General features: G+C 72.1%; 21 protein-coding genes. 14 read left to right on the forward strand and 7 right to left on the reverse strand.

Annotated features, from left to right (window positions below):
- The first annotated feature begins 84 nt into the window (after positions 1 to 84).
- From ACYQ8Q_RS02880 to ACYQ8Q_RS02900, 5 genes are all read left to right on the forward strand, one after another.
- The gene (locus tag ACYQ8Q_RS02880) at positions 85 to 690 is read left to right on the forward strand and encodes a sulfite oxidase-like oxidoreductase (protein WP_460061535.1); all 606 of its coding nucleotides are present in this window, start codon (positions 85 to 87) and stop codon (positions 688 to 690) included.
- On the forward strand, positions 683 to 1,453 hold the full coding sequence (locus ACYQ8Q_RS02885; protein WP_460061536.1) for a ferredoxin reductase: 771 nt from the start codon (positions 683 to 685) through the stop codon (positions 1,451 to 1,453). The genes ACYQ8Q_RS02880 and ACYQ8Q_RS02885 overlap by 8 nt, the downstream gene beginning before the upstream one ends.
- A 109-nt stretch (positions 1,454 to 1,562) precedes the next feature.
- On the forward strand, positions 1,563 to 2,150 hold the full coding sequence (locus ACYQ8Q_RS02890) for an Rv1733c family protein (protein WP_460061537.1): 588 nt from the start codon (positions 1,563 to 1,565) through the stop codon (positions 2,148 to 2,150).
- 101 nt (positions 2,151 to 2,251) lie between these two features.
- Positions 2,252 to 3,220, forward strand: a complete 969-nt coding sequence (locus tag ACYQ8Q_RS02895) for an acetylxylan esterase (protein WP_460061538.1) — start codon at positions 2,252 to 2,254, stop codon at positions 3,218 to 3,220.
- A gap of 103 nt (positions 3,221 to 3,323) precedes the next feature.
- The gene (locus ACYQ8Q_RS02900) at positions 3,324 to 4,490 is read left to right on the forward strand and encodes a serine hydrolase domain-containing protein (protein ID WP_460061541.1); all 1,167 of its coding nucleotides are present in this window, start codon (positions 3,324 to 3,326) and stop codon (positions 4,488 to 4,490) included.
- A 17-nt stretch (positions 4,491 to 4,507) separates the two neighbouring features.
- Here ACYQ8Q_RS02900 and ACYQ8Q_RS02905 read toward each other — a convergent pair whose 3' ends face one another.
- Entirely contained in the window at positions 4,508 to 5,233 is a 726-nt protein-coding gene (locus ACYQ8Q_RS02905; RefSeq protein WP_460061543.1) for a class I SAM-dependent methyltransferase, read from the reverse strand.
- A gap of 5 nt (positions 5,234 to 5,238) precedes the next feature.
- Positions 5,239 to 5,802, reverse strand: coding sequence for a PadR family transcriptional regulator (locus ACYQ8Q_RS02910; RefSeq protein WP_460061545.1), 564 nt, complete (start codon positions 5,800 to 5,802; stop codon positions 5,239 to 5,241).
- 80 nt (positions 5,803 to 5,882) lie between these two features.
- Here ACYQ8Q_RS02910 and ACYQ8Q_RS02915 point away from each other — a divergent pair, with 80 nt between their 5' ends.
- A complete protein-coding gene (locus ACYQ8Q_RS02915; protein ID WP_460061547.1) occupies positions 5,883 to 6,290 on the forward strand; it encodes a nuclear transport factor 2 family protein in 408 nt (135 codons plus the stop codon).
- Between the two features lie 16 nt (positions 6,291 to 6,306).
- Here ACYQ8Q_RS02915 and ACYQ8Q_RS02920 read toward each other — a convergent pair whose 3' ends face one another.
- From ACYQ8Q_RS02920 to ACYQ8Q_RS02940, 5 genes are all read right to left on the reverse strand, one after another.
- On the reverse strand, positions 6,307 to 8,208 hold the full coding sequence (locus ACYQ8Q_RS02920) for a hypothetical protein (protein ID WP_460061549.1): 1,902 nt from the start codon (positions 8,206 to 8,208) through the stop codon (positions 6,307 to 6,309).
- Between the two features lie 273 nt (positions 8,209 to 8,481).
- Entirely contained in the window at positions 8,482 to 9,252 is a 771-nt protein-coding gene (locus ACYQ8Q_RS02925) for an SDR family NAD(P)-dependent oxidoreductase (protein WP_460061552.1), read from the reverse strand.
- Complete coding sequence (gene hisD / locus ACYQ8Q_RS02930; protein ID WP_460061554.1) at positions 9,249 to 10,550, reverse strand: histidinol dehydrogenase; 1,302 nt, start codon at positions 10,548 to 10,550, stop codon at positions 9,249 to 9,251. Before hisD ends, ACYQ8Q_RS02925 begins: the two co-directional genes overlap by 4 nt.
- 23 nt (positions 10,551 to 10,573) lie before the next feature.
- The gene (locus tag ACYQ8Q_RS02935) at positions 10,574 to 11,509 is read right to left on the reverse strand and encodes a VOC family protein (RefSeq protein WP_460061555.1); all 936 of its coding nucleotides are present in this window, start codon (positions 11,507 to 11,509) and stop codon (positions 10,574 to 10,576) included.
- A complete protein-coding gene (locus ACYQ8Q_RS02940) occupies positions 11,506 to 12,471 on the reverse strand; it encodes a fumarylacetoacetate hydrolase family protein (RefSeq protein ID WP_460061557.1) in 966 nt (321 codons plus the stop codon). The genes ACYQ8Q_RS02935 and ACYQ8Q_RS02940 overlap by 4 nt, the downstream gene beginning before the upstream one ends.
- Positions 12,472 to 12,746: 275 nt before the next feature.
- On the opposite strand from ACYQ8Q_RS02940, the gene ACYQ8Q_RS02945 reads away from it, so the two are divergent.
- From ACYQ8Q_RS02945 to ACYQ8Q_RS02980, 8 genes are all read left to right on the forward strand, one after another.
- Complete coding sequence (locus ACYQ8Q_RS02945; RefSeq protein ID WP_460061560.1) at positions 12,747 to 13,052, forward strand: antibiotic biosynthesis monooxygenase family protein; 306 nt, start codon at positions 12,747 to 12,749, stop codon at positions 13,050 to 13,052.
- A 39-nt stretch (positions 13,053 to 13,091) separates the two neighbouring features.
- Positions 13,092 to 14,216 carry an FAD-dependent monooxygenase gene (locus ACYQ8Q_RS02950; protein WP_460061562.1) on the forward strand — a complete coding sequence of 375 codons (1,125 nt, stop codon included), beginning with the start codon at positions 13,092 to 13,094 and terminating at the stop codon, positions 14,214 to 14,216.
- Positions 14,213 to 15,229, forward strand: coding sequence for an amidohydrolase family protein (locus ACYQ8Q_RS02955; protein ID WP_460061563.1), 1,017 nt, complete (start codon positions 14,213 to 14,215; stop codon positions 15,227 to 15,229). The genes ACYQ8Q_RS02950 and ACYQ8Q_RS02955 overlap by 4 nt, the downstream gene beginning before the upstream one ends.
- The gene (locus ACYQ8Q_RS02960) at positions 15,226 to 16,206 is read left to right on the forward strand and encodes a cyclase family protein (protein WP_460061565.1); all 981 of its coding nucleotides are present in this window, start codon (positions 15,226 to 15,228) and stop codon (positions 16,204 to 16,206) included. The genes ACYQ8Q_RS02955 and ACYQ8Q_RS02960 overlap by 4 nt, the downstream gene beginning before the upstream one ends.
- Before the next feature lie 8 nt (positions 16,207 to 16,214).
- Entirely contained in the window at positions 16,215 to 17,579 is a 1,365-nt protein-coding gene (locus ACYQ8Q_RS02965) for an FAD-binding oxidoreductase (protein WP_460061567.1), read from the forward strand.
- Between the two features lie 3 nt (positions 17,580 to 17,582).
- Positions 17,583 to 18,539: a fumarylacetoacetate hydrolase family protein gene (locus tag ACYQ8Q_RS02970; RefSeq protein ID WP_460061568.1), complete on the forward strand. Its 957-nt coding sequence runs from the start codon at positions 17,583 to 17,585 to the stop codon at positions 18,537 to 18,539.
- A 151-nt stretch (positions 18,540 to 18,690) separates the two neighbouring features.
- Positions 18,691 to 19,665 carry a LysR family transcriptional regulator gene (locus ACYQ8Q_RS02975; RefSeq protein WP_460061570.1) on the forward strand — a complete coding sequence of 325 codons (975 nt, stop codon included), beginning with the start codon at positions 18,691 to 18,693 and terminating at the stop codon, positions 19,663 to 19,665.
- Positions 19,666 to 19,704: 39 nt separating this feature from the next.
- Complete coding sequence (locus ACYQ8Q_RS02980) at positions 19,705 to 20,487, forward strand: SDR family NAD(P)-dependent oxidoreductase (protein WP_460061572.1); 783 nt, start codon at positions 19,705 to 19,707, stop codon at positions 20,485 to 20,487.
- Positions 20,488 to 20,523: the final 36 nt, after the last annotated feature.

Below are 20,523 nucleotides of genomic sequence, written 5' to 3' on the forward strand. Positions count from 1 at the left end.
GTGCCGCGCAGTGTTCATACGGCCGCAATGATGGGTGCGCTGACCTGGGACGGAGCACCCTCGACCACAGCGTACGGTGGAAGCATGAACGTCACCCGAGGCTTCACCGGGCGCGCCCGTGTCGACCACCCCGGTCTTCCGCCGGGGCAGTACGACGCGGGCGACGACTGGCCCGTGCTCTCCGCCGAGGTCACCCCGGACCTCTCCCCCGCCGACTGGACCTTCCGGATCGACGGGCTGGTGCGGGAGCCCCGTACCTGGGACTGGGACGAGGCGCACGCGCTGCCGGGGTCGGCGTACGAGGGTGACATCCACTGTGTGACCAGCTGGTCGAAGTTCGGGGTGCGGTTCGGGGGTGTGTCGCTGGACGCCTTCCTCGATCGGGTGGGGGTGGACGCGTCGTCGACGCACGCCGTGGCGTACGCGCACACCGGGTACACCACGAACCTGCCGCTGGCCGATCTCACCGGCGGGCGGGCCTGGATCGCCTGGGAGTACGACGGCAAGCCGCTCGCCGCGGAGCACGGGGGCCCGGCGCGGCTGCTGGTGCCGCATCTGTACTTCTGGAAGAGCGCCAAGTGGATCGCGGGCCTCAGACTGCTCGACCACGACGAGCCGGGGTTCTGGGAGCAGAACGGCTATCACGAGCGGGGCAACCCCTGGGAGGAGCAGAGGTACTCCGGTGACTGAGACCACCGCCTCGCCCTCCTTCGTCCCGCCGACCCGGTTCGCCGTGCCCGGCCGGATCGCGGTGAGCAACCGGGCCGCGGCCGTGTGGCAGACGGCCACGCTCACCGAGATCCGGCGCGAGACCCCGTACGCGGCGACCTTCCGGTTCGCGGTGCCGGCCTGGGCGGGGCATCTGCCCGGCCAGCACCTGATGCTGCGGCTGACCGCCGGCGACGGCTACACCGCCCAGCGGCACTACTCGCTGGCCTCCGCGCCCGACGACGGGGGGCACGTCGAACTGACCCTGGACCATGTCGAGGGCGGCGAGGTCTCCGGCTGGTTCCACACGCGGGCACGGCCGGGCGACCGGGTCGAGGTGCGCGGGCCGCTCAGCGGCTTCTTCGCCTGGCCCGGGGACCGGCCCGCGCTGCTGATCGGCGCCGGCTCCGGGGTCGTCCCGCTGATGTCGATGGTCCGGCACCGGCGGGCGCGCGCCCTGGACGTGCCGCTGCGGCTGCTGGTGTCCGCGCGCGGCCCCGAGGAGCTGATCTACGCACACGAGTACGGCGCCGAGACCACGCCCGTCTACACCCGGCGGGCCCCGGCGGGCGTGCCCGTGGGGCGGCTGGGCGCCGCGCATCTGCGGCCGGCGTTCGAGGAGCTTCCGGCCGGCGGCTGGGAGGCGTACGTGTGCGGGTCCAACGCCTTCGCCGAGCACGCCTCGCGGCTGCTGGTGGCCGCCGGACAGCCGGTGGACCGCATCCGGATCGAACGCTTCGGCTGAGCGGACCGGCGCGACGGTACCCCCCGTGCGTCCGGCCCCGGGTCGCGGATGCACTCCAATGGGGGTACCACTTTCATGTGGGCACTCGCGTGACGGCGAGGAGGTCGACATGCGAAGCCGGATGCATGGCTGGCGGTGGCGGAAGAACCCGCTGCGCCGCCGGTCGGACGTGGTGGAGGCGTGGACGGCGCTGGCCGTCGCCCTGCTGCTGCTGGTGGCCGTGCCGCTGGCCGGGGCGGTGGCCGGCCTGTGGGCCCATGACGAGGCCCGGACCGTCGCGGTCCAGCAGCGCGCCGAGCGGCACCGGGTGCGGGCCGAGGTCGTCGGCCGGGTGCCCGAGAACCTGCCCTCGGCGGACGGGGTGCGGCAGCGGACGTACCGGGTGACCGTGAGCTGGACGCCGCCGGGCGGGAAGGCGCGCACGGCCGAGGCCCGGGTGCCCGAGGGCACGCACAAGGGCGATCTGGTGGACGTGTGGTTCGACGCGCACGGCCGCAGCGTTCCGCCGCCGCCGACCGGTACGGCGGTCTGGCAGCACACCCTCACCATGGGCGCCTGCGCGGCGGGCGGGACCGCCGCCCTGGTGCTGCTCGGCCACGCCGTGATCCGCCGGACGGCGATGCGGCACCGGCTCGACGAGTGGGACCGGGAATGGGCGCGCACGGAACCGGAGTGGACGCGGCGCAGGCCCGCCTGACGAGGACGGCGGCGGGGCCGGCGACGCGGTCTGGCGAGGCCCGCCGAGGGGCACGTACGGTGTGATCATTCGTATGGCCACTTAACAAAAGGCGGTCCTTCATGGCCCTGTTCGACCTGTCCCTCGAGGAGCTCCACGAGTACCGCAGCGAGTCCGCCGAGCCGCAGGACTTCGACGCCTTCTGGTCCAAGACGCTCCAGGAGGCCCGCGAGCACGACCTGGACGCACGCTTCGAGCGGGTCGAGACCGGCCTTGCGACGGTCGACGTGTACGACGTGACGTTCGCGGGGTACGGCGGGCACCCGGTGAAGGGCTGGCTGAAGGTGCCGGCCGCCACCAAAGGGCCGCTGCCGCTGGTCGTGGAGTTCATCGGGTACGGCGGCGGGCGCGGGCTGCCGCACGAGAACCTGCTGTGGGCGTCGACCGGCCGGGCCCACTTCGTGATGGACACCCGGGGCCAGGGCAGCGCCTGGGGCGGCGGCGGTGGCACCGCAGACCCGGTGGGCGGCGCGCCCTCCTACCCCGGTTTCATGACCCGGGGCATCGACGCGCCGGAGCACTACTACTACCGCCGGGTGTACACGGACGCGGTGCGCGCGGTGGAGGCGGCCCGCTCGCACCCGCTGACCGACGCGAGCCGCACCGTGGCGCTGGGCGCGAGCCAGGGCGGCGGCATCACGATCGCCGTCGGCGGTCTCGTACCGGATCTGGTGGCGGTCGCGCCGGACGTGCCGTTCCTGTGCGACTTCCCGCGCGCGGCGACGCTGACGGACCGTCACCCGTACCGTGAGATCGGCCTGTTCCTCAAGACGCACCGGGGCCGCACCCAGGACGCGCTGCGCACCCTGTCCTACTTCGACGGTGTCCACTTCGCCGCGCGCGGCGCCGCGCCCGCCCTGTTCTCGGCGGCGCTGGAGGACCAGACCTGCCCGCCGTCGACGGTGTTCGCCGCGTTCAACGCCTGGGCATGGGAGGACAAGGCGATCGAGGTGTACGACTTCAACGACCACGAGGGCGGCGGCCCCTACCAGGAGGCGGCCAAGGTGAGCTGGCTGCGCGCGTACGCCTGAGCCCTCGGCACGCCCCTTCCCTCCAGTCCGACCAGTCGGTACGTTCAGGGAGCCCGGGCCGCAGGGTCGCGGTCCGGGGTTCCGGCGTACCACGGAGGGCCCCATGTCCGAGCACGTGCCCCAGGTCCACGGCCATTGCGACGCGCGTTTCGCGGCGGTGCGCACGGCGTTCGAGGAGAACTTCCGCGACCGGGACGAGCTGGGCGCCGCGGTCGCCGTCACGGTCGACGGGGTGCCGGTGGTGGACCTGTGGGGCGGCTGGGCCGACGCGGCGCGCACGCGCGCGTGGGAGCGGGACACGCTCGTCAACGTCTGGTCGACGACGAAGGGGCCCACCGCGCTGTGCGCGCACATCCTGGCCGACCGGGGGCTGCTCGACCTGGACGCGCCGGTCGCCGCGTACTGGCCGGAGTTCGCGGCGGCGGGCAAGGAGAACGTGCCGGTACGGCATCTGCTGTCGCACCGGGCAGGGCTGTCCGGGCTGCGCGAGCCGCACTCGCTGGAGGAGTTCTACGACTGGGGGACGACCACGGCCCGCCTCGCGGCGATGGAGCCCTGGTGGGAGCCGGGCACCCGGTCCGGCTATCACGCGTTCACCTACGGCTTCCTGGTCGGGGAGGTCGTCCGGCGGGTGTCGGGGCTGCTGCCGGGGGCGTTCCTGGAGCGGGAGGTGACCGGGCCGCTCGGCATCGACTTCACCATCGGGCTGCCGGAGAAGGAGACCGGGCGGGTCGCCGAACTGGTGCCTCCACAGGCCCCGCCGGCCAGTGAACAGGCCGCCGTGTTCGCCCAGTTGGCGCCCGCGGCGCTCGCCGCCCTGGCCAATCCGCTGGTCGGCGCCGCCGAGGCCAACTCACCCGCGTGGCGGGCCGCCGAGATCCCCGCGGCGAACGGCCACGGAACGGCCCGCGCGGTCGCCGCGCTCTACGGTGTGGTGGCCGGGCGCGGCTCCCACGGGGGTCACCGGGTGCTCTCCGCCGAGGCTGCCGAGCGGGTGCGCGAGGGGCAGGGGGCCTGCCTGGACCTGGTGCTGGGGGTCGGGCTCGGCCACGACACGGAGATCGCGCTGGGGCTGTGGCTCAGCGGCGCGAGCGGCTCCTACGGACCCAATCCGCGGGCGGTCGGCCATGACGGGTTCGGCGGGTCCTGCGGGCTCGCCGATCCGGAGGCCGGGGTGTCGCTCGGCTACGTCATGAACCGCATGGGGCCGAGGATCGCGGACGATCCGCGCAAGATGGCCCTGGTCGACGCCCTGTACAGCGCCTTGTGACCGCCCCGGCCCGGCGATCACGCCACCCGGCGGGCCTCGACCATACGGACCCGTGGGCTTCCGTCGCCGCGCGTGCCGAACTCGGGCAGCGCGCGGAGGTCCACGCGGAACCCGGCACGCTCCAGTTCCCGCCGTACCTCGCCGAGCCGGAAGGCGCGGTAGTACATCACGAACGGCGGCCGCCACACGGCGTTGCGCACCCGCATCACGGCGTCGAAGCCGAGCAGCATCCAGAAGGCGGGGTCCGTGGGGCGGGGCGGGGCGAGCACGGGGAAGGCGAAGCGTCCGCCCGGCCGCAGCACCCGGTGCACCTGGGCGAACAGACCGGGCAGTTCGCGCGGCAGGAAGTGCCCGAACGCGCCGAAGCTCACGACCAGGTCGAAGGCGGCCGTGAACGGCAGGGCACGGACGTCGGCGCGCACCCAGGAGACCCGCGCCCCCGTCCCGGGTGCGCGTCCACGGGCCTCGTCGAGCATGCCCGCGCTGAAGTCGACACCGGTCGCGCTGCGGGTGCAGACGCTCGCGAGGACGTCCAGGCCGGCGCCCGTGCCGCAGCACAGGTCGAGGCCGTCGTCGTAGGGGCCGGACTCCTTCAGGGCGGCGGTCACGGCGGACAGCACCGAGTCCGGGGTGCGGAACGGGGTGTGGTCGAACTTGGGCGCGAGGAGGTCGTAGCCGTGCTCGACGGACGACAGGGCCTGGACGGCGAGTTCGCGCAGGCTGGGACCTTCGGGACTGAACATCGCCCTCAGCCTACGGCGGCCCGGCGCCCGATGAGCACGCTCGCGCGCTCGCACCAGCGGATGTTCTCCTCCTCGAAGCCGATCCCGGCCATCAGGGTCAGGTACGGGCCGATCCGGTCGGCCTCGGCCAGGTACGCCTCCTCGGTGCGCCCGGCGAGCAGCCGCTCCCGGACGCGCCGGTAGCGGGCCAGCTTGGCCCGGGACCAGCCGAGCCGCTCCTCGATCAGCGCGAGGCCCGCTGCCGGGTCGACGCAGTCCACCGCCTGGATCTTGATGAGGAGCTCGTCGCGGATCGCGGTGGGTCTGCGGGGCGCGGTGGCGGCGAAGGCGTCCAGGTCCGTCCGGCCGGCCTCGGTGAGGGTGAACATCCGCTTGTTGGGCCGGCGTTCCTGCTCCACCACCCGTGCCGCGATCAGCCCGTCCTGCGCGAGTCGCTCCAGCTCGCGGTAGAGCTGCTGGGGGGTCGAGGACCAGAAGTTCGCGAAGGAGACGTCGAAGAGCTTGGACAGCTCGTAGCCCGAGGCCTCGCCTTCCAGGAGGGCGGCAAGGACGGCGTACTTGAGGGACATGTGGACACGGTAGCAGCGGGTGATTATTGTCAGCCGCACCTAGTAAACAAATTGACTATGAATCTCTGTGGGGTGATCCGATGCGCGCGTTCCGTGCGGCGGTCGAGGCCGGCGATCTCGGGGCCGTCGAGGCGCTGCTGGCCGAGGACGTGGTCTTCAGCAGCCCGGCCGTCTTCAAGCCGTACCCCGGCAAGGCCATCACCGCGGCGATCCTGCGCGCGGTGTCGGAGGTCTTCGAGGACTTCCGGTACGAGCGTGAGCTCACCGGCGGCGAAGGGCTCGACCACGCGCTGGTGTTCACGGCGCGGGTGGGCGGGAAGCAGCTGACCGGCTGTGACTTCATCCATCTGAACGAGGAGGGGCTGATCGACCAGCTGACGGTCATGGTGCGGCCGCTGTCGGGTCTTCAGGCGCTCGCGGCGGCGATGGGGGAACGCTTCGACGCCATCACGCGGGAGGCGGAGGCCCGGTCGGCCTCCGCCTCCTGATCGTCCGCTTCCCGGGTCAGGCGACCGTGAGGGTGAGCGCGCCGGTGTAGGTGCTGCCGGGGGTGATCGCGGTGACCGTGCCGTCCACGGTCAGGGTCACCGCCTTGCCGCGCGGCGCCTTCACGGCCGCGTCGGCGGCGAGGGTGAGGGAGGTCAGGTACGAGGTGCCGGTGACCGTCCAGGTGGAGCCGCCGGCCAGGGTGACGATCGCGCCGTTGTTGACGGCGGCCTGGACGGTGTTGGTGACGATGCCGAGCTCGTAGAAGGTGGAGGCGTCGATGGACGCCACCCGGTGCTTGGTCCGTGTCGCCGAGATCACGCCTTCGAGGGTGGCGCCGTCGAAGGTGAGGACCATGTTCTTGCCCTTGCGCATGCCGTTGTAGAAGTCGCCCTTCAGCTTGATGTCCGTGAAGGTGGCGGCGCCGTCGGAGGAGTGGACGGCGGTGACGTCGAAGGAGGAGTCCTTGGCGGGGTCGGTGGTCGGCTCGGTGTAGACGCCGACGTTCATCATCTTGCCGTTGACGTTGACCGGGCCCGGGTCGTCCAGCTCGATCATCTGCAGGATGACCCCGTCGGCCGGGTTGAGCCGGGCGCCCTTCGAGCCGTCGACCGTGATGGCGGTCTGCTGGCCCTTGTTGAGGAACGTGGCGCGCTCGGAGTTGATGACGGTGCCGCCGTCGAGGGTGAGGGTGCCGGCGCCGAAGAACATGTAGCCGAAGTGGCCCGAGTTCACGACCGTGTTGCGCACCGGCAGCGCCTTCAGTTCGGCCGCCGACAGACCCAGTTCCAACTCGGTGTTGAGCGCGGCGACGGCGTCGCGGGTGCTGTCGCCGTAGTGCACGACGGCCGCGGGGCCGGCGATGATGGTGGCGTAGCTGCCGACGTCGAAGCGGGAGCCGAGGACGCGGACGGTGGCGTCGCCGATGGCGTAGGTGCCGTAGCCGTACTCGCCGGTGTTGCCGACATGACTGTTGACCGCCGTGAGCTTCAGCCCGCTGCCGCCCTCCACCGACAGGGCGCCCCAGGTCTCCGAGAAGACCGTGGAGTTGAGGTAGGTGGCCCTGCTGTTCTTCCCGATGAGGTTGGTGGCGCGGACGTTGCCGTCCAGGCCCAGCATCCACGGCACGGACTGCATGTACGGGGTCTCGACGGTGGCCTGGTAGTCGCTGGGCAGCGTGCCGTTGCGGGTGCGCAGGTACGAGTCCTTGACGACGACGTTGGCGCCGTCGTTGGAGATGACCGCGGTACGCACCACACCCCTGGTGCTGATCCGGGCGCCCTCGACGACGAGGGTGGTGGCGGAGCCGTCGCCGACGACGGCCGCGCCGTACCCGGCGAAGTCGCACCGGCCGTTGCCCGTCAGGGAGATGACGGGCCGCTGGAGCGTGTACGTGCCGTCCTGCACGAAGACGCCGTCGAAGCACTCACCGGTGGAGGTGATCGACACACTGCGGGCGAGGGTGTCGGTGAGCCTGCCGCCGAGCACGGCCGCCAGCACCGACTTGTCCTTCACCACGCCGTCGGCGTCGACGTACACCGCCTGCCGGAACGGGAAGGTCAGGGTCTCGTAGGTGATGTCGTTCGCGACCGCCACGGTCAGGACGACGTCCCCGCGGTAGGTGCCGGGCCGGACGACGGTGGCGGTGCCGCCGGTGGCGGTCAGCTGCTGGCCGGTCTCGACGCCGTCGACGGTCAGGGTGAGGCCGTATCCCTCGGGGGCGGTGAGCGTGCCGCCGTCGGCCAGGGTCAGCCGGTTCAGCCGGGTGGTCGCGGCGACCTCGTACGTCTCGCCGGAGCCCACCGTCAGCTGCCGCCCCGACGTCACCGGCGCGGCCTGCACGGAACCGACGGGCACCAGCAGGGCGCCGGCCGTGGCGGTACCGGCGATCAGGAGGGAGCGTCGGGTCATCAGCGTCATGACTTGCCTTTCCACGGATTCGAGTACACCGTCACGCGATGTGACGAACCGGCCGCCGGACAGGGGGCGGCAACGGTTCCGCGTGGGGCACCTGGGGTGCGTACGAGGGAGTGAATCAGCCCTGGAAATAGGCGAATAGGCCTGGCGCACACCCATTCCGGAACCCGATGCCTTGGATCGGGCGGATGGGTTGACAGGGATCACACAGCGTGGCGAAAGCACGAAGGGGGCGGTGTGACACCGCCCCCTTCAGCATGTCCCTCCGGTCTCCGTTCAGGCCGGTGCGATCATCCCCGCCGACAGGTCGATGTCGGCGCCGCACAGCCCCGGCATCGCCAGCATGGCCACCAGGGCCTGGGCGACCTCGTCCTCCTCGACCAGGCGGCCCAGCGCCGCGCGCGAGGCGAAGTCGTGCTCGGCCTCCTCGACCGTGCAGCCGGTCAGTTCGGCGGTGAGCCGGAAGTTGCGGTCCATGCGCGGGCCCCGGACCGGTCCCGGGGAGAGCGAGTTGACCGCGACACCGCTCGGGCCGACCTCCCCCGCGAGGGTGCGGGTCAGGCCGAGCAGGGCCATCTTGGAGGCCGTGTACGGGGTGCGGTGCAGCAGCGGGCGTTTGCCGCTCACAGAGGCCACGTTGACGACGTCGCCGCGGCCGGCCGCCAGCATCGGCGGGAGGAAGGCCCGGCACATCAGATAGACCCCGCGGACGTTGGCGGCGAACACGTCGTCCCACTCGTCGGGTTCGATGTCCGTCAACGGCTTCACCGGGCCCGCGACTCCGGCGTTGTTCACGAGCAACGAGACGTCCTCGTCGGCGAGTTCGGCCGCGAGCGCACGCACCGCGCCCGGGTCGGAGACGTCACAGACCGCCGCACGGGCGGCACCGCCCTCCTTCTCCACCCGGGCCGCCGCCTCCGCGAGCGCCTGTTCGTTCCGGCCGGCGAGGACCACCCGGGCCCCGGCCGCCGCCAGGGCGAGCGCGAAGGCCCGCCCCAGCGGCCCGCCGCCGCCCGTGACCAGTGCCGTACGGCCGTCGAGGCTCATACGGTGTTCCAGGGAAGGTCGTCGCCCGCGGCCTTCGCGGCCCGTACGTCGCCGGAGCGGGCGTGCCCCTCGAACAGCTCCACCCTGGACGCGCGGCCGCACAGCCGGCCCAGCAACGCCTGGGAGCCGGTGTCGGTGACCTCCTGGTAGGTGACCGTCTTGAGGTACTTCCCCACCCACAGGCCGCCGGTGTAGCGGGCGGCGCCACGCGTCGGCAGGACGTGGTTGGTGCCGATGACCTTGTCGCCGAAGGAGACACAGGTGCCCTCGCCGAGGAACAGGGCGCCGTACTGGGTCATCCGCTCCAGGGCCAGACGCGGCTCCCGGGTGAGGACCTCCACGTGCTCGAAGGCGAACTCATCGGCCAGCGCGTACAGTTCGTCGGTCGAGTCGACGACGTGCACCTGCCCGTGGTCGCGCCAGGCGGGCTCCGCGAAGTCCCGGGTCGGCATGCCGGGCAGCAGGCGTTCGACCTCGGCGATCGTCTTCTCGGCGACCTCGCGGGAGGTGGTGATCAGGACGGCGGGCGAGTCGGGGCCGTGCTCGGCCTGGGAGAGCAGGTCGACCGCGCAGACGAAGGGGTCCGCGGCGTCGTCGGCGAGGACGAGGATCTCGGTGGGGCCGGCGAACAGGTCGATGCCGATCTCGCCGAAGAGCTGGCGCTTGGCCTCGGCGACATAGGCGTTGCCGGGGCCGGCGATCAGGTTCACCGGGCTCATGGTGCCGGTGCCCACGGCCATCGCGGCGACCGCCTGGACCCCGCCGAGCAGCCAGATCTCGTCGGCGCCCGCGAGATGCATGGCGGCGACGGTCGCGGCCGGTATCTCGCCCCGGATGGGCGGGGTGCAGGCCACGACCCGCGGTACTCCGGCCACCTTGGCGGTGACGATGGTCATGTGGGCGGAGGCGGTGAGCGGATAGCGGCCGCCGGGGATGTAGGCGCCCGCGGCCTGCACCGGGATGTGCTTCTGACCGAGCCTCACCCCGGGCAGGGTCTCCACCTCGAACTCACCGAGGGAGTCGAGCTGCCGGCGGGCGAAGGCCCGCACCTGGTCCTGCACGAAGCGGATGTCGTCGATGACCTGCCGGGGCACCGAGACCACGATCTTCTCGATCTCCTCCTCGCTCAGCCGGAAGGAGTCGGGGCTCCACCGGTCGAACTTCTCGGAGTACGCGCGCACCGCGTCGTCCCCGCGCTCGCGGATGTCCGCGACCACGTCCGTCACGGTCGCGCGCACCTGGTCCAGCGAGGCGGTGACCTCGGCCTTGGGCACGGCGTGCTTCAGGATCTCTGCCACAACTGCGGCCTTTCTACGAGTGATCAGACGGGCGGCGCTTCGAAGAGCACATCGGGGTCGTTGAACTGCTCCTTGGCGACCGACTCGCTCATCGGGTCGGCGGTCCCCCACTGGTCCTGGGTGATCGGGTCGTCCACGTCGTGGCGGCCGGGGTGCCACAGGTCCTCTTCGAGGACGGCGAGTTCGGTGGTGTACTCCACGGTGTTGCCGTGCGGGTCGTGGAAGTACGAGAAGGTGTTGTCGCCCGCGAGATGGCGGCCGGGGCCCCAGGTGAGCCGGGTTCCGGCGCGCAGCGCCCGCCCGGTGCCGCGCATGTACTCCTCGACGCCGCGCATCTCGAACGAGGCGTGGTGCAGCGAGACATGGGGGCCGCGCGCGATGGCGAAGGAGTGGTGCAGGGGGCTGCACCGCAGGAAGTACATGAGGTCGCCCATGTGCGCGGAGTACAGGGTGTCGGTGAGCCGGAAGCCGAGGTGCTCGATGTAGAAGTCCCTGAGCCCTTCCGGGTCACGGGAGTTGATCACGCAGTGCGACAGGCGCACCGGGATCGCCTCGCGTTCCTCGATCCTGCGGTGGGTGCGGGTGGCGACCTCGGCCGACACCTCCACCACCCGGCCGTCGGGGTCGAAGAACCGGATGCCGTAGCCGCCGCCCGGGGTGTCCAACGCCTTCGGCTCGTGGACGAGTTGTACCCCGGCCCGGCCGAGCCGCAGGGCCAGTTCGTCCACGGCCGCCGCCGAGACCGCGCCGAAGGCCACCAGGTCCATGCGCTTGCGCGCGTCCTCGCGGATCCGGACGACGTAACTCTCGGGACTGCCCTCGGCGGCGAAGAAGGCGAGCCCGCTGTCGTTCGCGATCTCGGTCAGGCCCCAGGTGTCGCCGTAGAAGGCACGCTGCTTCTCGAAGTCGGGGACGGCCAGGTCGACATGGCGCAGATGGCTGATGGGCTGGAAGGTCACAGGGCGCTCCTGACGTTGTTGCGCTGCCGGCCCAGGCCCGTGATCTCCGCCTCCAGCACGTCACCGGGCTGGAGGAAGACGCCCCAGTGGGCGCCGTTCCCGGCCGGGGAGCCCGTGAGGAGCAGATCGCCGGGGCGCAGGGTGGTGGTCGTGGAGACGTAGGCGATGAGGCGTGGGATGTCGAAGATCATGTCCTTGGTGGACTCGTCCTGCCGGACGGTCCCGTTGTGCCGGAGGGTGATCCTCAGGTCGTCGGGGTCGCCGACGAAGGCGGCCGGGACGAGGAAGGGGCCGGTCGGCAGGAAGGTGTCGGCGTTCTTGGCGGTGAACCAGTCGGTGCCGATGGCCTTGAGATCGGGCCGGTAGAGGCGGTCGCGGGTGGTGAGGTCGTTGCAGATCGTGTAGGCGGCGACGTACTCCATCGCCTCCTCCTGCGGGATGTCCTTGCCCGGCTTGCCGATGACGAGGGCGAGTTCCAGCTCCCAGTCGTGCTGTTCGCCGAGCGCGGGCAGCACGATGTCGTCGTAGGGGCCGCACATCGCGCGCGGGGAGCCGAGGAAGACGTACGGGACTCCGTTGCGGATCCGTTCGTCCATCATCCGCTCGGCGTCCGCGCGGGCCTCCTCGGGGGTGGCGCCGTGCACGCTCTCCTTCTCGGCGGCGACCAGATCGACCACATGCCTGCGGTAGTTGGCGCCGCTCTGGAGGATCTGGCCGGGCTCGATCGGGGCGAGGACCTGCAGGTCGGCCAGATCGTGCCAGGCGCCCCCGGGGTCGTCGGCCAGCTCGTGCAGTCGGGGCAGCCAGGCGTCCCAGTCCTCGACCAGGGCGCGTACCGACGCCACCAGGCCGGAGAGGTCGCGCACCCGCGCACCCGTGACCAGGCCGGGGAAGGCGGCTGCGCCGCCGCGGAAGGTGCCGAGCGCGAAGGGGCCGGCAAGGGAGGGGGAAGGTTCGGGCACGGGCGGCTCTCCTCGTACGGATGGGGGCTCGCCATCCGACGCTAGGCACCTCGGCCGGACGGCGGAAATGGCCATCCGCGATGCCAGCCATCACCCGGGCCCGCGGGCCCGGCCGGCCGCCTGCCCGCGCCCTGCCTGCGGCGATGTACGGCCGCCCGGCGCCGCCGCCATCGCCGTCCGGGATGGATGACGTCCCCCTTGCCGATGACTCGATCCGTTGACCCTGCACGGACCGCCGATCAGGCTCGGAGCCACCCCGAACCGAGGAGTACGCCGTGATCGTCGAGCATGCCGAGCTGACCGTCGAGGAAGGCCGGGAGGCGGAATTCGAGGAGGTCTTCGGCAAGGCCCGCGAGGTGCTCGCCGAGGCGGACGGGTTCCGCTGGGCGGAGCTGCTGCGCGGCGCGGAGCGGCCCCGGACCTATCTGCTGCTCGTCGGCTGGGAGTCGGTCGAGGCGCACACGGTCGGATTCCGGGAGTCGGAGCGGTTCGGCCGCTGGCGGGCCCTGGTCGGGCCGTTCTTCGCCGCCCCGCCGGCCGTCGAGCACTACCACGAGCTGGGCCCGCGCTTCACCGGCTGACCCCCCACTGTCGTCTTTCTACTTTCGCAAGGACTGCCCATGCCCGTTCAGAAGGTGCTCGTCGTCGGCGGCGGCATCACCGGAAGCGTGCTGTGTCTCGCTCTCGCCCAGCGCGGGGTCGAGGTGGAGCTCGTCGAGATCTCGCCCCAGTGGTACGGAGTGGGCCATGGCATCACCGTCCAGGGCAACGCCCTGAAGGCCCTGCGCTCCGTGGGCGTGCTGGACCGGGTGCTGGCCCGGGCGGTGCCCTTCGACATCATGCGGCTGCGGCGGGCCGACGGCTCCCTGATCACCGAACTCGCCACCCCGCACACGGGTGGCCCCGATCTGCCCTCGACCGCGGGTGCGCTCCGCTCGGACCTCCAGGGCGCGCTGTGCGACGCGGTGCGCGCGCACGGGGTGACCGTCCGTCTCGGCCTGAGCGTCGAGCGTCTCGACCAGTCCCCCGACCACGTCGACGTCACCTTCAGCGACGGCACCACGGGCCGCTACGACCTGCTCGTCGGCGCCGACGGCATCAACTCGGCCACCCGCGCCCTCATCGGCCTCACCCAGCGGCCCCGGCCCGTCGGCATGTCCATCTTCCGGGTGGTCGCCGACCGGCCCGCCGAGATGGACTGCGCCGAGGTGTACTACGGCGGCCCCCGCTTCAAGGCCGGCTACAGCCCGATCTCCCCCGACCAGTGCTACGCCTACCTCCTCGACGAGAACCTGGACGCCTCCCTGATCGGGCCGCGCGCCCCGCTGGCCCTGCTGCGCGAGCGCGGCGCCGGCTACGGCGGCACCTGGGGCGCGATCCTCGCCGCCCTGCCCGACGACACGGCGGTCGACTACCGCTGGATCGAGGCGGTGCTGGTCGACGAGGACTGGTACCGGGGCCGGGCGGCGGTCATCGGCGACGCGGCGCACGCCTGTCCGCCGCTGATCGCGCAGGGCGCCGCGATGTGCATGGAGGACGCGGTGCTGCTGGCCGAGCTGGTGACCGGCGAGGAGCCGCTGGAGAAGGCGCTGGAGCACTTCATGTCCCGGCGGCTGCCGCGGGTGCGGATGGTGCTGGAGAACTCCCTCCGGCTCGCCGACTGGGAGATCCACCCGGGTACGCCCGGCGCCGACCCCGCCCGGATCATGTCGGAGACGCTGCACTCGCTGACGGCGGCGGCGTGAGGCCGCCCGAGAGCGGCCGCGTCATCGACTTCCACGGCCATCTCGCCGTCCCCGCCGCCGCGGCCCTCGTCGCGGGCGCGCCCGGCTTCGCCGCCGAGCTGGCCGCCGAGCAGCGCGCCCACTCGCCCGCCTCCCTGGCCGTCAACCGGGCCCAGCTGGAACGGCTGCAACCGAAGCTGACGGACGTCCCCGAACGACTGGCCGACCTGGACGCGATGGGCGTCGACATCCAGGTGGTCGGGCCGATGCCGATGCACCACTACTGGACGGCCCGGACGAGCGCGGTGCGCCTCACCCGTACCGTCAACGAGGCCGTCGCCGCCCACTGCGCCCTGGCGCCGCACCGGCTGTACGGACTCGGCACAGTGCCGCTCCAGCACCCGGACCTGGCCGTCGCGGCGCTGGAGCACGCGGTCACGGACCTCGGGCTGTACGGCGTCAGCGTCTCCACGAGCGTGGACGGACGCGAGCTGGCCGACCCGGCGCACGACCCGGTGTGGGCGGCGGCCGAGGACCTCGGGGCCGTCGTGTTCGTGCACCCGTGGGGGTGCTCGCTGGGCGAGCGGCTGGCCACGCACTACCTGGGCAACACGGTCGGGCAGCCGGTGGAGACGACGGTGGCGCTGTCGCGGCTGATCTTCACGGGCGTCCTGGACCGGTTCCCCCGGCTGAAGCTGGTGGCGGCGCACGGAGGCGGCTATCTGCCGACGTACATCGGGCGCTCCGACCACGCCTGGCGGGTGCGCGAGGACGCGCGCGGCTGTGCCGAGCCGCCGAGCGCCTATCTGCGGCGCATGTGGTTCGACGCGCTGGTCTACACCCCGCGCGCGCTGCGCCATCTGGTGGAGGAGGTGGGTGCGGACCGGGTCGTGCTCGGTACGGATCACCCCTTCGACATGGGTGTCGACGACCCGCTGGCCCGGCTGGACGCCGCCGGTCTGGCCCCGGCCGACCGGGCCGCCGTCGCGGGCGGCAACGCTCTCGACCTGCTGCTGAAAGGACGTACCCGATGACTGCCGGCCGTACCCTCGGTCCCATCGAGGAGGAGCTCGCCAAGGCCCGCGCCGCCTACCGCAACTGGGGCCGGTGGGGCGAGGACGACGTGCTGGGCACGCTCAACTTCATCGACGACGCGATCCGCGCCCACGCGGCCGGGCTGGTCCGGCGGGGGCGGTCCTTCTCCCTGTCGCTGGAGTTCAACGAGTCGGGTCCGCAGCGCGGCTTCCGGGGCCGGATCAACCCGGTGCACTACATGAAGGACACCGGCTCGGACGCGGCGGCGGGTACCCAGGGCTTCCCGCACGGGTTCGGCGGCGCCGACGACCATGTGGTGATGCCGTTGCAGGCGTCCACGCAGTGGGACGGGCTCGGCCACATCTACGACAACAAGCAGGCGTGGAACGGCCGTCCGTGCACCATCGTCAACGGCGACGGAGACTCGGTCACGGGCATCGAGCACATGCGGGACGCGTTCACCGGGCGGGGCGTCCTGCTCGACGTGGGCCGGGCCGTCGGCGACGAGCACGGTGAACTCCCGGACGGCTTCCCCATCAGGGAGGAGCATCTGCGGGCCACGATCGAGGCGCAGGGCGCGACGTCGGGCGTACGGCGCGGCGACCTCGTCCTGCTGCGGACCGGCCAGCTCGGCCGGGTACGGCGGCTGGGCGAGTGGGGCACGTACGCCGCCGGTGACGCGCCCGGTCTCTCCTTCACCTCGCTGGGCTGGCTGCACCGCACCGAGCTGGCCGCCATCGCCTCCGACACCTGGGGCCTGGAGGTACGGCCGTACGAGTTCGCCGAGCCGGCGATGTCCCCGCTGCACCAGATCGCGATCCCCAACATGGGTCTGCCGCTGGGCGAGATGTGGGACCTGGAGGCCCTCGCGCAGGACTGCGCGGCCGACGGCGTGTATGAATTCCTGCTGGTCGCGGCGCCGCTTCCGGTGACCGGAGCGGTCGGCGCCCCCGTCAACCCGATCGCGGTCAAGTGAGGACGCGTATGAACAGGTTCTCCGGCACTCTGCACCTGCCCGGTGACGACGGCTTCGAGGAAGCCGTCCTCGGCCGGGTGTTCAACGCGCGCCGCCCGTCCGACCGCAGGCCCGCGGCCGTGCTCATGGCCGCCTCCGAGGAGGACGTCGTCGAGGGCGTACGGCTCGCCCTGGAGCGCGGCTGGCAGGTCGCCGTCCGCTCCGGCGGGCACAGCTGGGCCGCCTGGTCGGTGCGCGCGGACGCGCTGCTGATCGACCTCGGCGGCCTGCGTGAACTGGCCTACGACCCGGACACCGGGATCGTGACCGCCGCGCCCGGGGTCAAGGGCGGCGACGAACTCAACCCGTATCTCGCCGGGTTCGGCCGGTTCTTCAACGGCGGGCACTGTCCCTCCGTCGGCATCGGCGGCTTCCTGCTCCAGGGCGGGCAGGGCTGGAACGCGCGTGGCTGGGGCTGGGCGGCGGAGAACGTCGTGGCGATCGACGTCGTCACCGCCGAGGGCGAGCTGGTGCGCGCGGACGAGACGAGCAACAGCGATCTGTTCTGGGCGGCGCGCGGCGCGGGTCCCGGGTTCTTCGGGGTCGTCACCCGCTTCCATCTGCGCACCCGCCCCCTCCCCCGGCACCTCGCCCACACGGTCCACGCCTACCCGCTGGATCTGTTCGACGAGGTCATGACCTGGCTGCACGGGATGCACCACACGGTGTCCGACCTGGTGGAGATCGTCGCCCTCACCCAGACCCCGCCGGGCTCCGACACGCCCGTGCTGCTGGTCACGGGGGTGTCGATGACGGACACCCCCGAGGAGGCGGCCGAGGCCCTCGCCCCGCTGCACGCCAACCCCTTCGCGGACCGCGCACTGTTCCGGGTGGAGGCCGAACCCACCACGCTCGCCGCCCAGTTGGAGAACCAGCGGACCGCCAACCCGGAGGGCCACCGCTACCTGGTCGACAACGCCTGGCTGACCGGTGAGGCGGCCGAGGTGGTGCCCGCGATCCGCAAGGCGTTCACCGAACACCCCACCCCGGGCACCTTCACCATCTGGTTCTCCATGGCCCCGCTGCGCCGGCTGCCCGACATGGCCTTCTCGTTGCAGTCCGAGATCTACTGCGCGACCTATGTCGTCCACGACGAGCCGGCGCGCGACGGCGAGCTGCGCGCCTGGCTGGACGCGGCGATGGCGGCGATGCAGCCGGTGACCGCCGGCCAGTACCTCGGCGACTCCGACTTCACCGTGCGGCAGCTCAGGTTCATGGGCGACACGCAGTGGCGTCGGCTCCAGGGGATCCGGGCCGCCCGCGACCCCAAGGGCGTGTTCGCGGGCTACCTCAGCGCGGGGACCGTCACCAACACCAACCACTGGGAGCAGTGAGGCATGCGTTTCGCGACATACGCGTACCAGGGCGTGGAGCGCGCCGGGGTGGTCAGGGACGGGATCGTGCACCCGCTGCCCGAAGGCGTCACCGTGCTGCGACTGCTGGAGGACGGTGTCCTGCACGCCGCCGGGACGGAAGCACTGTCCCTCGGCAGTGAGTTGACGGTGGATCAGGTGCGGCTGCTGCCGCCGCTCCAGCCTCCCTCCCTCCGTGACTTCGTGGGCTTCGAGGCGCACATCGAAGGCGTGTCGAAGTCGCTGGACGGTCTGGAGCACGTGCCCGAGGAGTGGTACCGGGCGCCCAACTTCTACTTCACCAACCCGCACGCCGGGCACGGCGCCCACGACGACGTCCGGATCCCGGCGGGCTGCTCGGTGCTGGACTTCGAGCTGGAGGTCGGGGCGGTCATCGGGCGGTCCGGGCGGGATCTCACCCCGGAGCAGGCACGCGAGCACATCGCCGGGTATCTGGTCTTCAACGACTGGTCGGCCCGTGATCTGCAGAAGCCGGAGAAGAACCTCGGGCTGGGGTTCTCCAAGGGCAAGGACTTCGCGAACACGCTGGGCCCGTGTCTGGTGACCGCGGACGAGGTGGAGGACCGGCGCGACCCGGACGGTTTCCTGGACCTGGAGATGACCGTCACCCTCAACGGGAAGCTGATCGGTCGCGACAGCCTGGCGAACGTGTCCTGGACCTTCGAGGAGATGGTGGCCTACGCCTCCCGGGACGCCTGGGTGCGGCCGGGGGACGTCCTCGGGTCCGGCACCTGCGGCTGGGGCGCGCTGGCGGAGCACTGGGGCCGGCTCGGGGAGCGGGTGCCGCCGCCGCTCACCGCCGGTGACGTGGTGGAGCTGACCGTGGAGCGGCTGGGCACCCTGCGCAACCGGGTGGTGCCGGGCCGTACGGACGCCTATCTGCCGCGGGCCCGCAAGCGGGGCCGCACTCCTCGGCCTTAACGTTCTTGACCTGCGGGTATCCAGGGATCCGATGGCTGCTATCGGATCCCTGTGAGTTGCGTCCCGGTGTCTTCCTCGCCGCCGCCCGCGGTGGTTACTCTCCGATGCAACCGAGCTTCAAGGACGCGGCGCGGCCGGAAGGGGACATTACGTGGGTCTGGGAGCGATCGACCTGAATCTTCTGGTGGCGCTGGAAGCCCTCCTGGAGGAGAAGAACGTCACGCACGCGGGGGTGCGGCTGTCCACCAGCCAGTCCGCGATGAGCGGCTCGCTGGCGCGGCTGCGCCGGCACTTCAACGACGAGCTGCTGATCCGGGTCGGCCGCGAGTACGAGCTGACGCCCCTCGCGGAACGGCTGCTGCCGGTCGTCCAGGCCTCGCTGCACAAGGCCGAGGAGGCGCTCTCGCTGACCCGGCACTTCGACCCGGCGCGCAGCCGCCAGCGGTTCTCCGTGGTCATGTCCGACTATGTGATGACGGTGTTCGTGGAGCCGCTGCTGCGGGTCCTCGCGGCCGAGGCGCCGGGGGTGCGGATCGACTTCCATCCGATCATCGACGGCCAGCTGGAGACGGAGACGCATCTGCGCTGCCACGATCTGATGATCGTGCCGCTGGGCTACCAGCTGCCGGGGGTCAGCGAGGCGGTGATGCACGACCGGTTCGTCTGTCTGGTCGACCCGGCCAACCCGCGGCTCGTGGACGGGCGGCTCAGCCTGCGCGACCTCGCCGAGATGCCGCACGCCGCGTGCGCCATCGGCAAGAGCCACACCCCGGCCGACCGCCAGCTGGAGACCCTCGGTATCACGCCGAAGGTGCAGGTCAGCACGCCGGGCTTCAGTGTGCTGCCGTTCCTGGTGAGCGGCACGGACCTGGTGGCGCTGGTGCCGGAGCGGCTGGTCCGCCGCTACGACGGGTTCGCGCGCTGTGCCGTGGTGGAGCCGCCGTTCCCGGACGTCCCGCTGGTGGAGGCCATGTACTGGCACCACAACCGGCACGCCGACCCCGCGCACCGCTGGCTGCGGGAGACCGTGCGCAGGGTCGGGGCCTCGCTGGACGAGCCGGTGATCGCCGAGGTGGATGACAGCCATGGGGAACGCGCGTTTCCGGAGCTGTCCGCGGCTTCCTAGCGTGGACGGGTGGGAACCCGTACCGACCCTGGAGGAGCCGTGAGCCGTACCCGTCTGGCCGGACGCACCGTCGTCGTCACCGGAGCAGCGCAGGGGCAGGGGGCCGCGGAGGTCGCGGCGGCCGCCCGGGAGGGCGCGCGGGTGATCGCCACAGACGTCCTGGACGAGGCCGGTGAGAAGCTGGCGGCCGCCCTGCGCGCCGACGGTCTGGACGTGTCGTACCGGCGTCTGGACGTGTCCTCGCCGGACGACTGGGCCGCGCTCGCGGGCGGGCTCGATGTCGTGCACGGCCTGGTGAACAACGCCGGCATCCCGATGCGGGCCCGCCTCGGCGAGGTCGCACTCGCCGACTGGGAGCGGGCGTTCGCGGTGAACACCACGGGCGCGCTGCTCGGCATCCAGGCGCTCACGCCGCTGATGCCGGCCGGTTCGTCCATCGTCAACGTGGGTTCCGTGGCCGCGCTCACCGCCCATCACGCGGTGGCGTACACGGCCAGCAAGTGGGCGCTGCGGGGGCTGTCGAAGGTGGCGGCGCTGGAGCTGGCGCCGCGCGGCATCCGGACGAACCTGGTGCACCCCGGCTATATCGAGACCCCGCTGATGGCCACCGCGAACCCGGTGTTCGTCGCGGCGCACCTGGCGATGACGCCCCAGGGCCGGGCGGGCGCGGTGGAGGAGGTCGCCCCGCTCGTGGTCTATCTGCTGTCGGACGAGGCGTCGTACGTCAACGGCGCGGAGATCACCGTGGACGGCGGATACGCGGCGCACGGCGGGGTGAAGGCGATCACGAACGCGCTGGACGCGCCGGTGGCCGACCGCTGACGCGGTACCGGCCACCGTTGCGCGGCCGACACGGCG

Source organism: Streptomyces sp. YKOK-I1 (genome assembly GCF_054660435.1).

Excerpts from the sequence above, each read along its gene's own strand:
- ACYQ8Q_RS02880 (WP_460061535.1), top strand. The coding sequence starts at position 85 with ATGAACGTCACCCGAGGCTTCACCGGGCGCGCCCGTGTCGACCACCCC.
- ACYQ8Q_RS02950 (WP_460061562.1), top strand. The coding sequence starts at position 13,092 with ATGCCCGTTCAGAAGGTGCTCGTCGTCGGCGGCGGCATCACCGGAAGC.
- ACYQ8Q_RS02925 (WP_460061552.1), bottom strand. The coding sequence starts at position 9,252 with ATGAGCCTCGACGGCCGTACGGCACTGGTCACGGGCGGCGGCGGGCCG.
- ACYQ8Q_RS02905 (WP_460061543.1), bottom strand. The coding sequence starts at position 5,233 with ATGTTCAGTCCCGAAGGTCCCAGCCTGCGCGAACTCGCCGTCCAGGCC.
- ACYQ8Q_RS02920 (WP_460061549.1), bottom strand. The coding sequence starts at position 8,208 with ATGACGCTGATGACCCGACGCTCCCTCCTGATCGCCGGTACCGCCACG.
- ACYQ8Q_RS02970 (WP_460061568.1), top strand. The coding sequence starts at position 17,583 with ATGCGTTTCGCGACATACGCGTACCAGGGCGTGGAGCGCGCCGGGGTG.
- ACYQ8Q_RS02965 (WP_460061567.1), top strand. The coding sequence starts at position 16,215 with ATGAACAGGTTCTCCGGCACTCTGCACCTGCCCGGTGACGACGGCTTC.
- ACYQ8Q_RS02910 (WP_460061545.1), bottom strand. The coding sequence starts at position 5,802 with ATGTCCCTCAAGTACGCCGTCCTTGCCGCCCTCCTGGAAGGCGAGGCC.
- ACYQ8Q_RS02890 (WP_460061537.1), top strand. The coding sequence starts at position 1,563 with ATGCGAAGCCGGATGCATGGCTGGCGGTGGCGGAAGAACCCGCTGCGC.
- ACYQ8Q_RS02915 (WP_460061547.1), top strand. The coding sequence starts at position 5,883 with ATGCGCGCGTTCCGTGCGGCGGTCGAGGCCGGCGATCTCGGGGCCGTC.
- ACYQ8Q_RS02895 (WP_460061538.1), top strand. The coding sequence starts at position 2,252 with ATGGCCCTGTTCGACCTGTCCCTCGAGGAGCTCCACGAGTACCGCAGC.
- ACYQ8Q_RS02960 (WP_460061565.1), top strand. The coding sequence starts at position 15,226 with ATGACTGCCGGCCGTACCCTCGGTCCCATCGAGGAGGAGCTCGCCAAG.
- ACYQ8Q_RS02900 (WP_460061541.1), top strand. The coding sequence starts at position 3,324 with ATGTCCGAGCACGTGCCCCAGGTCCACGGCCATTGCGACGCGCGTTTC.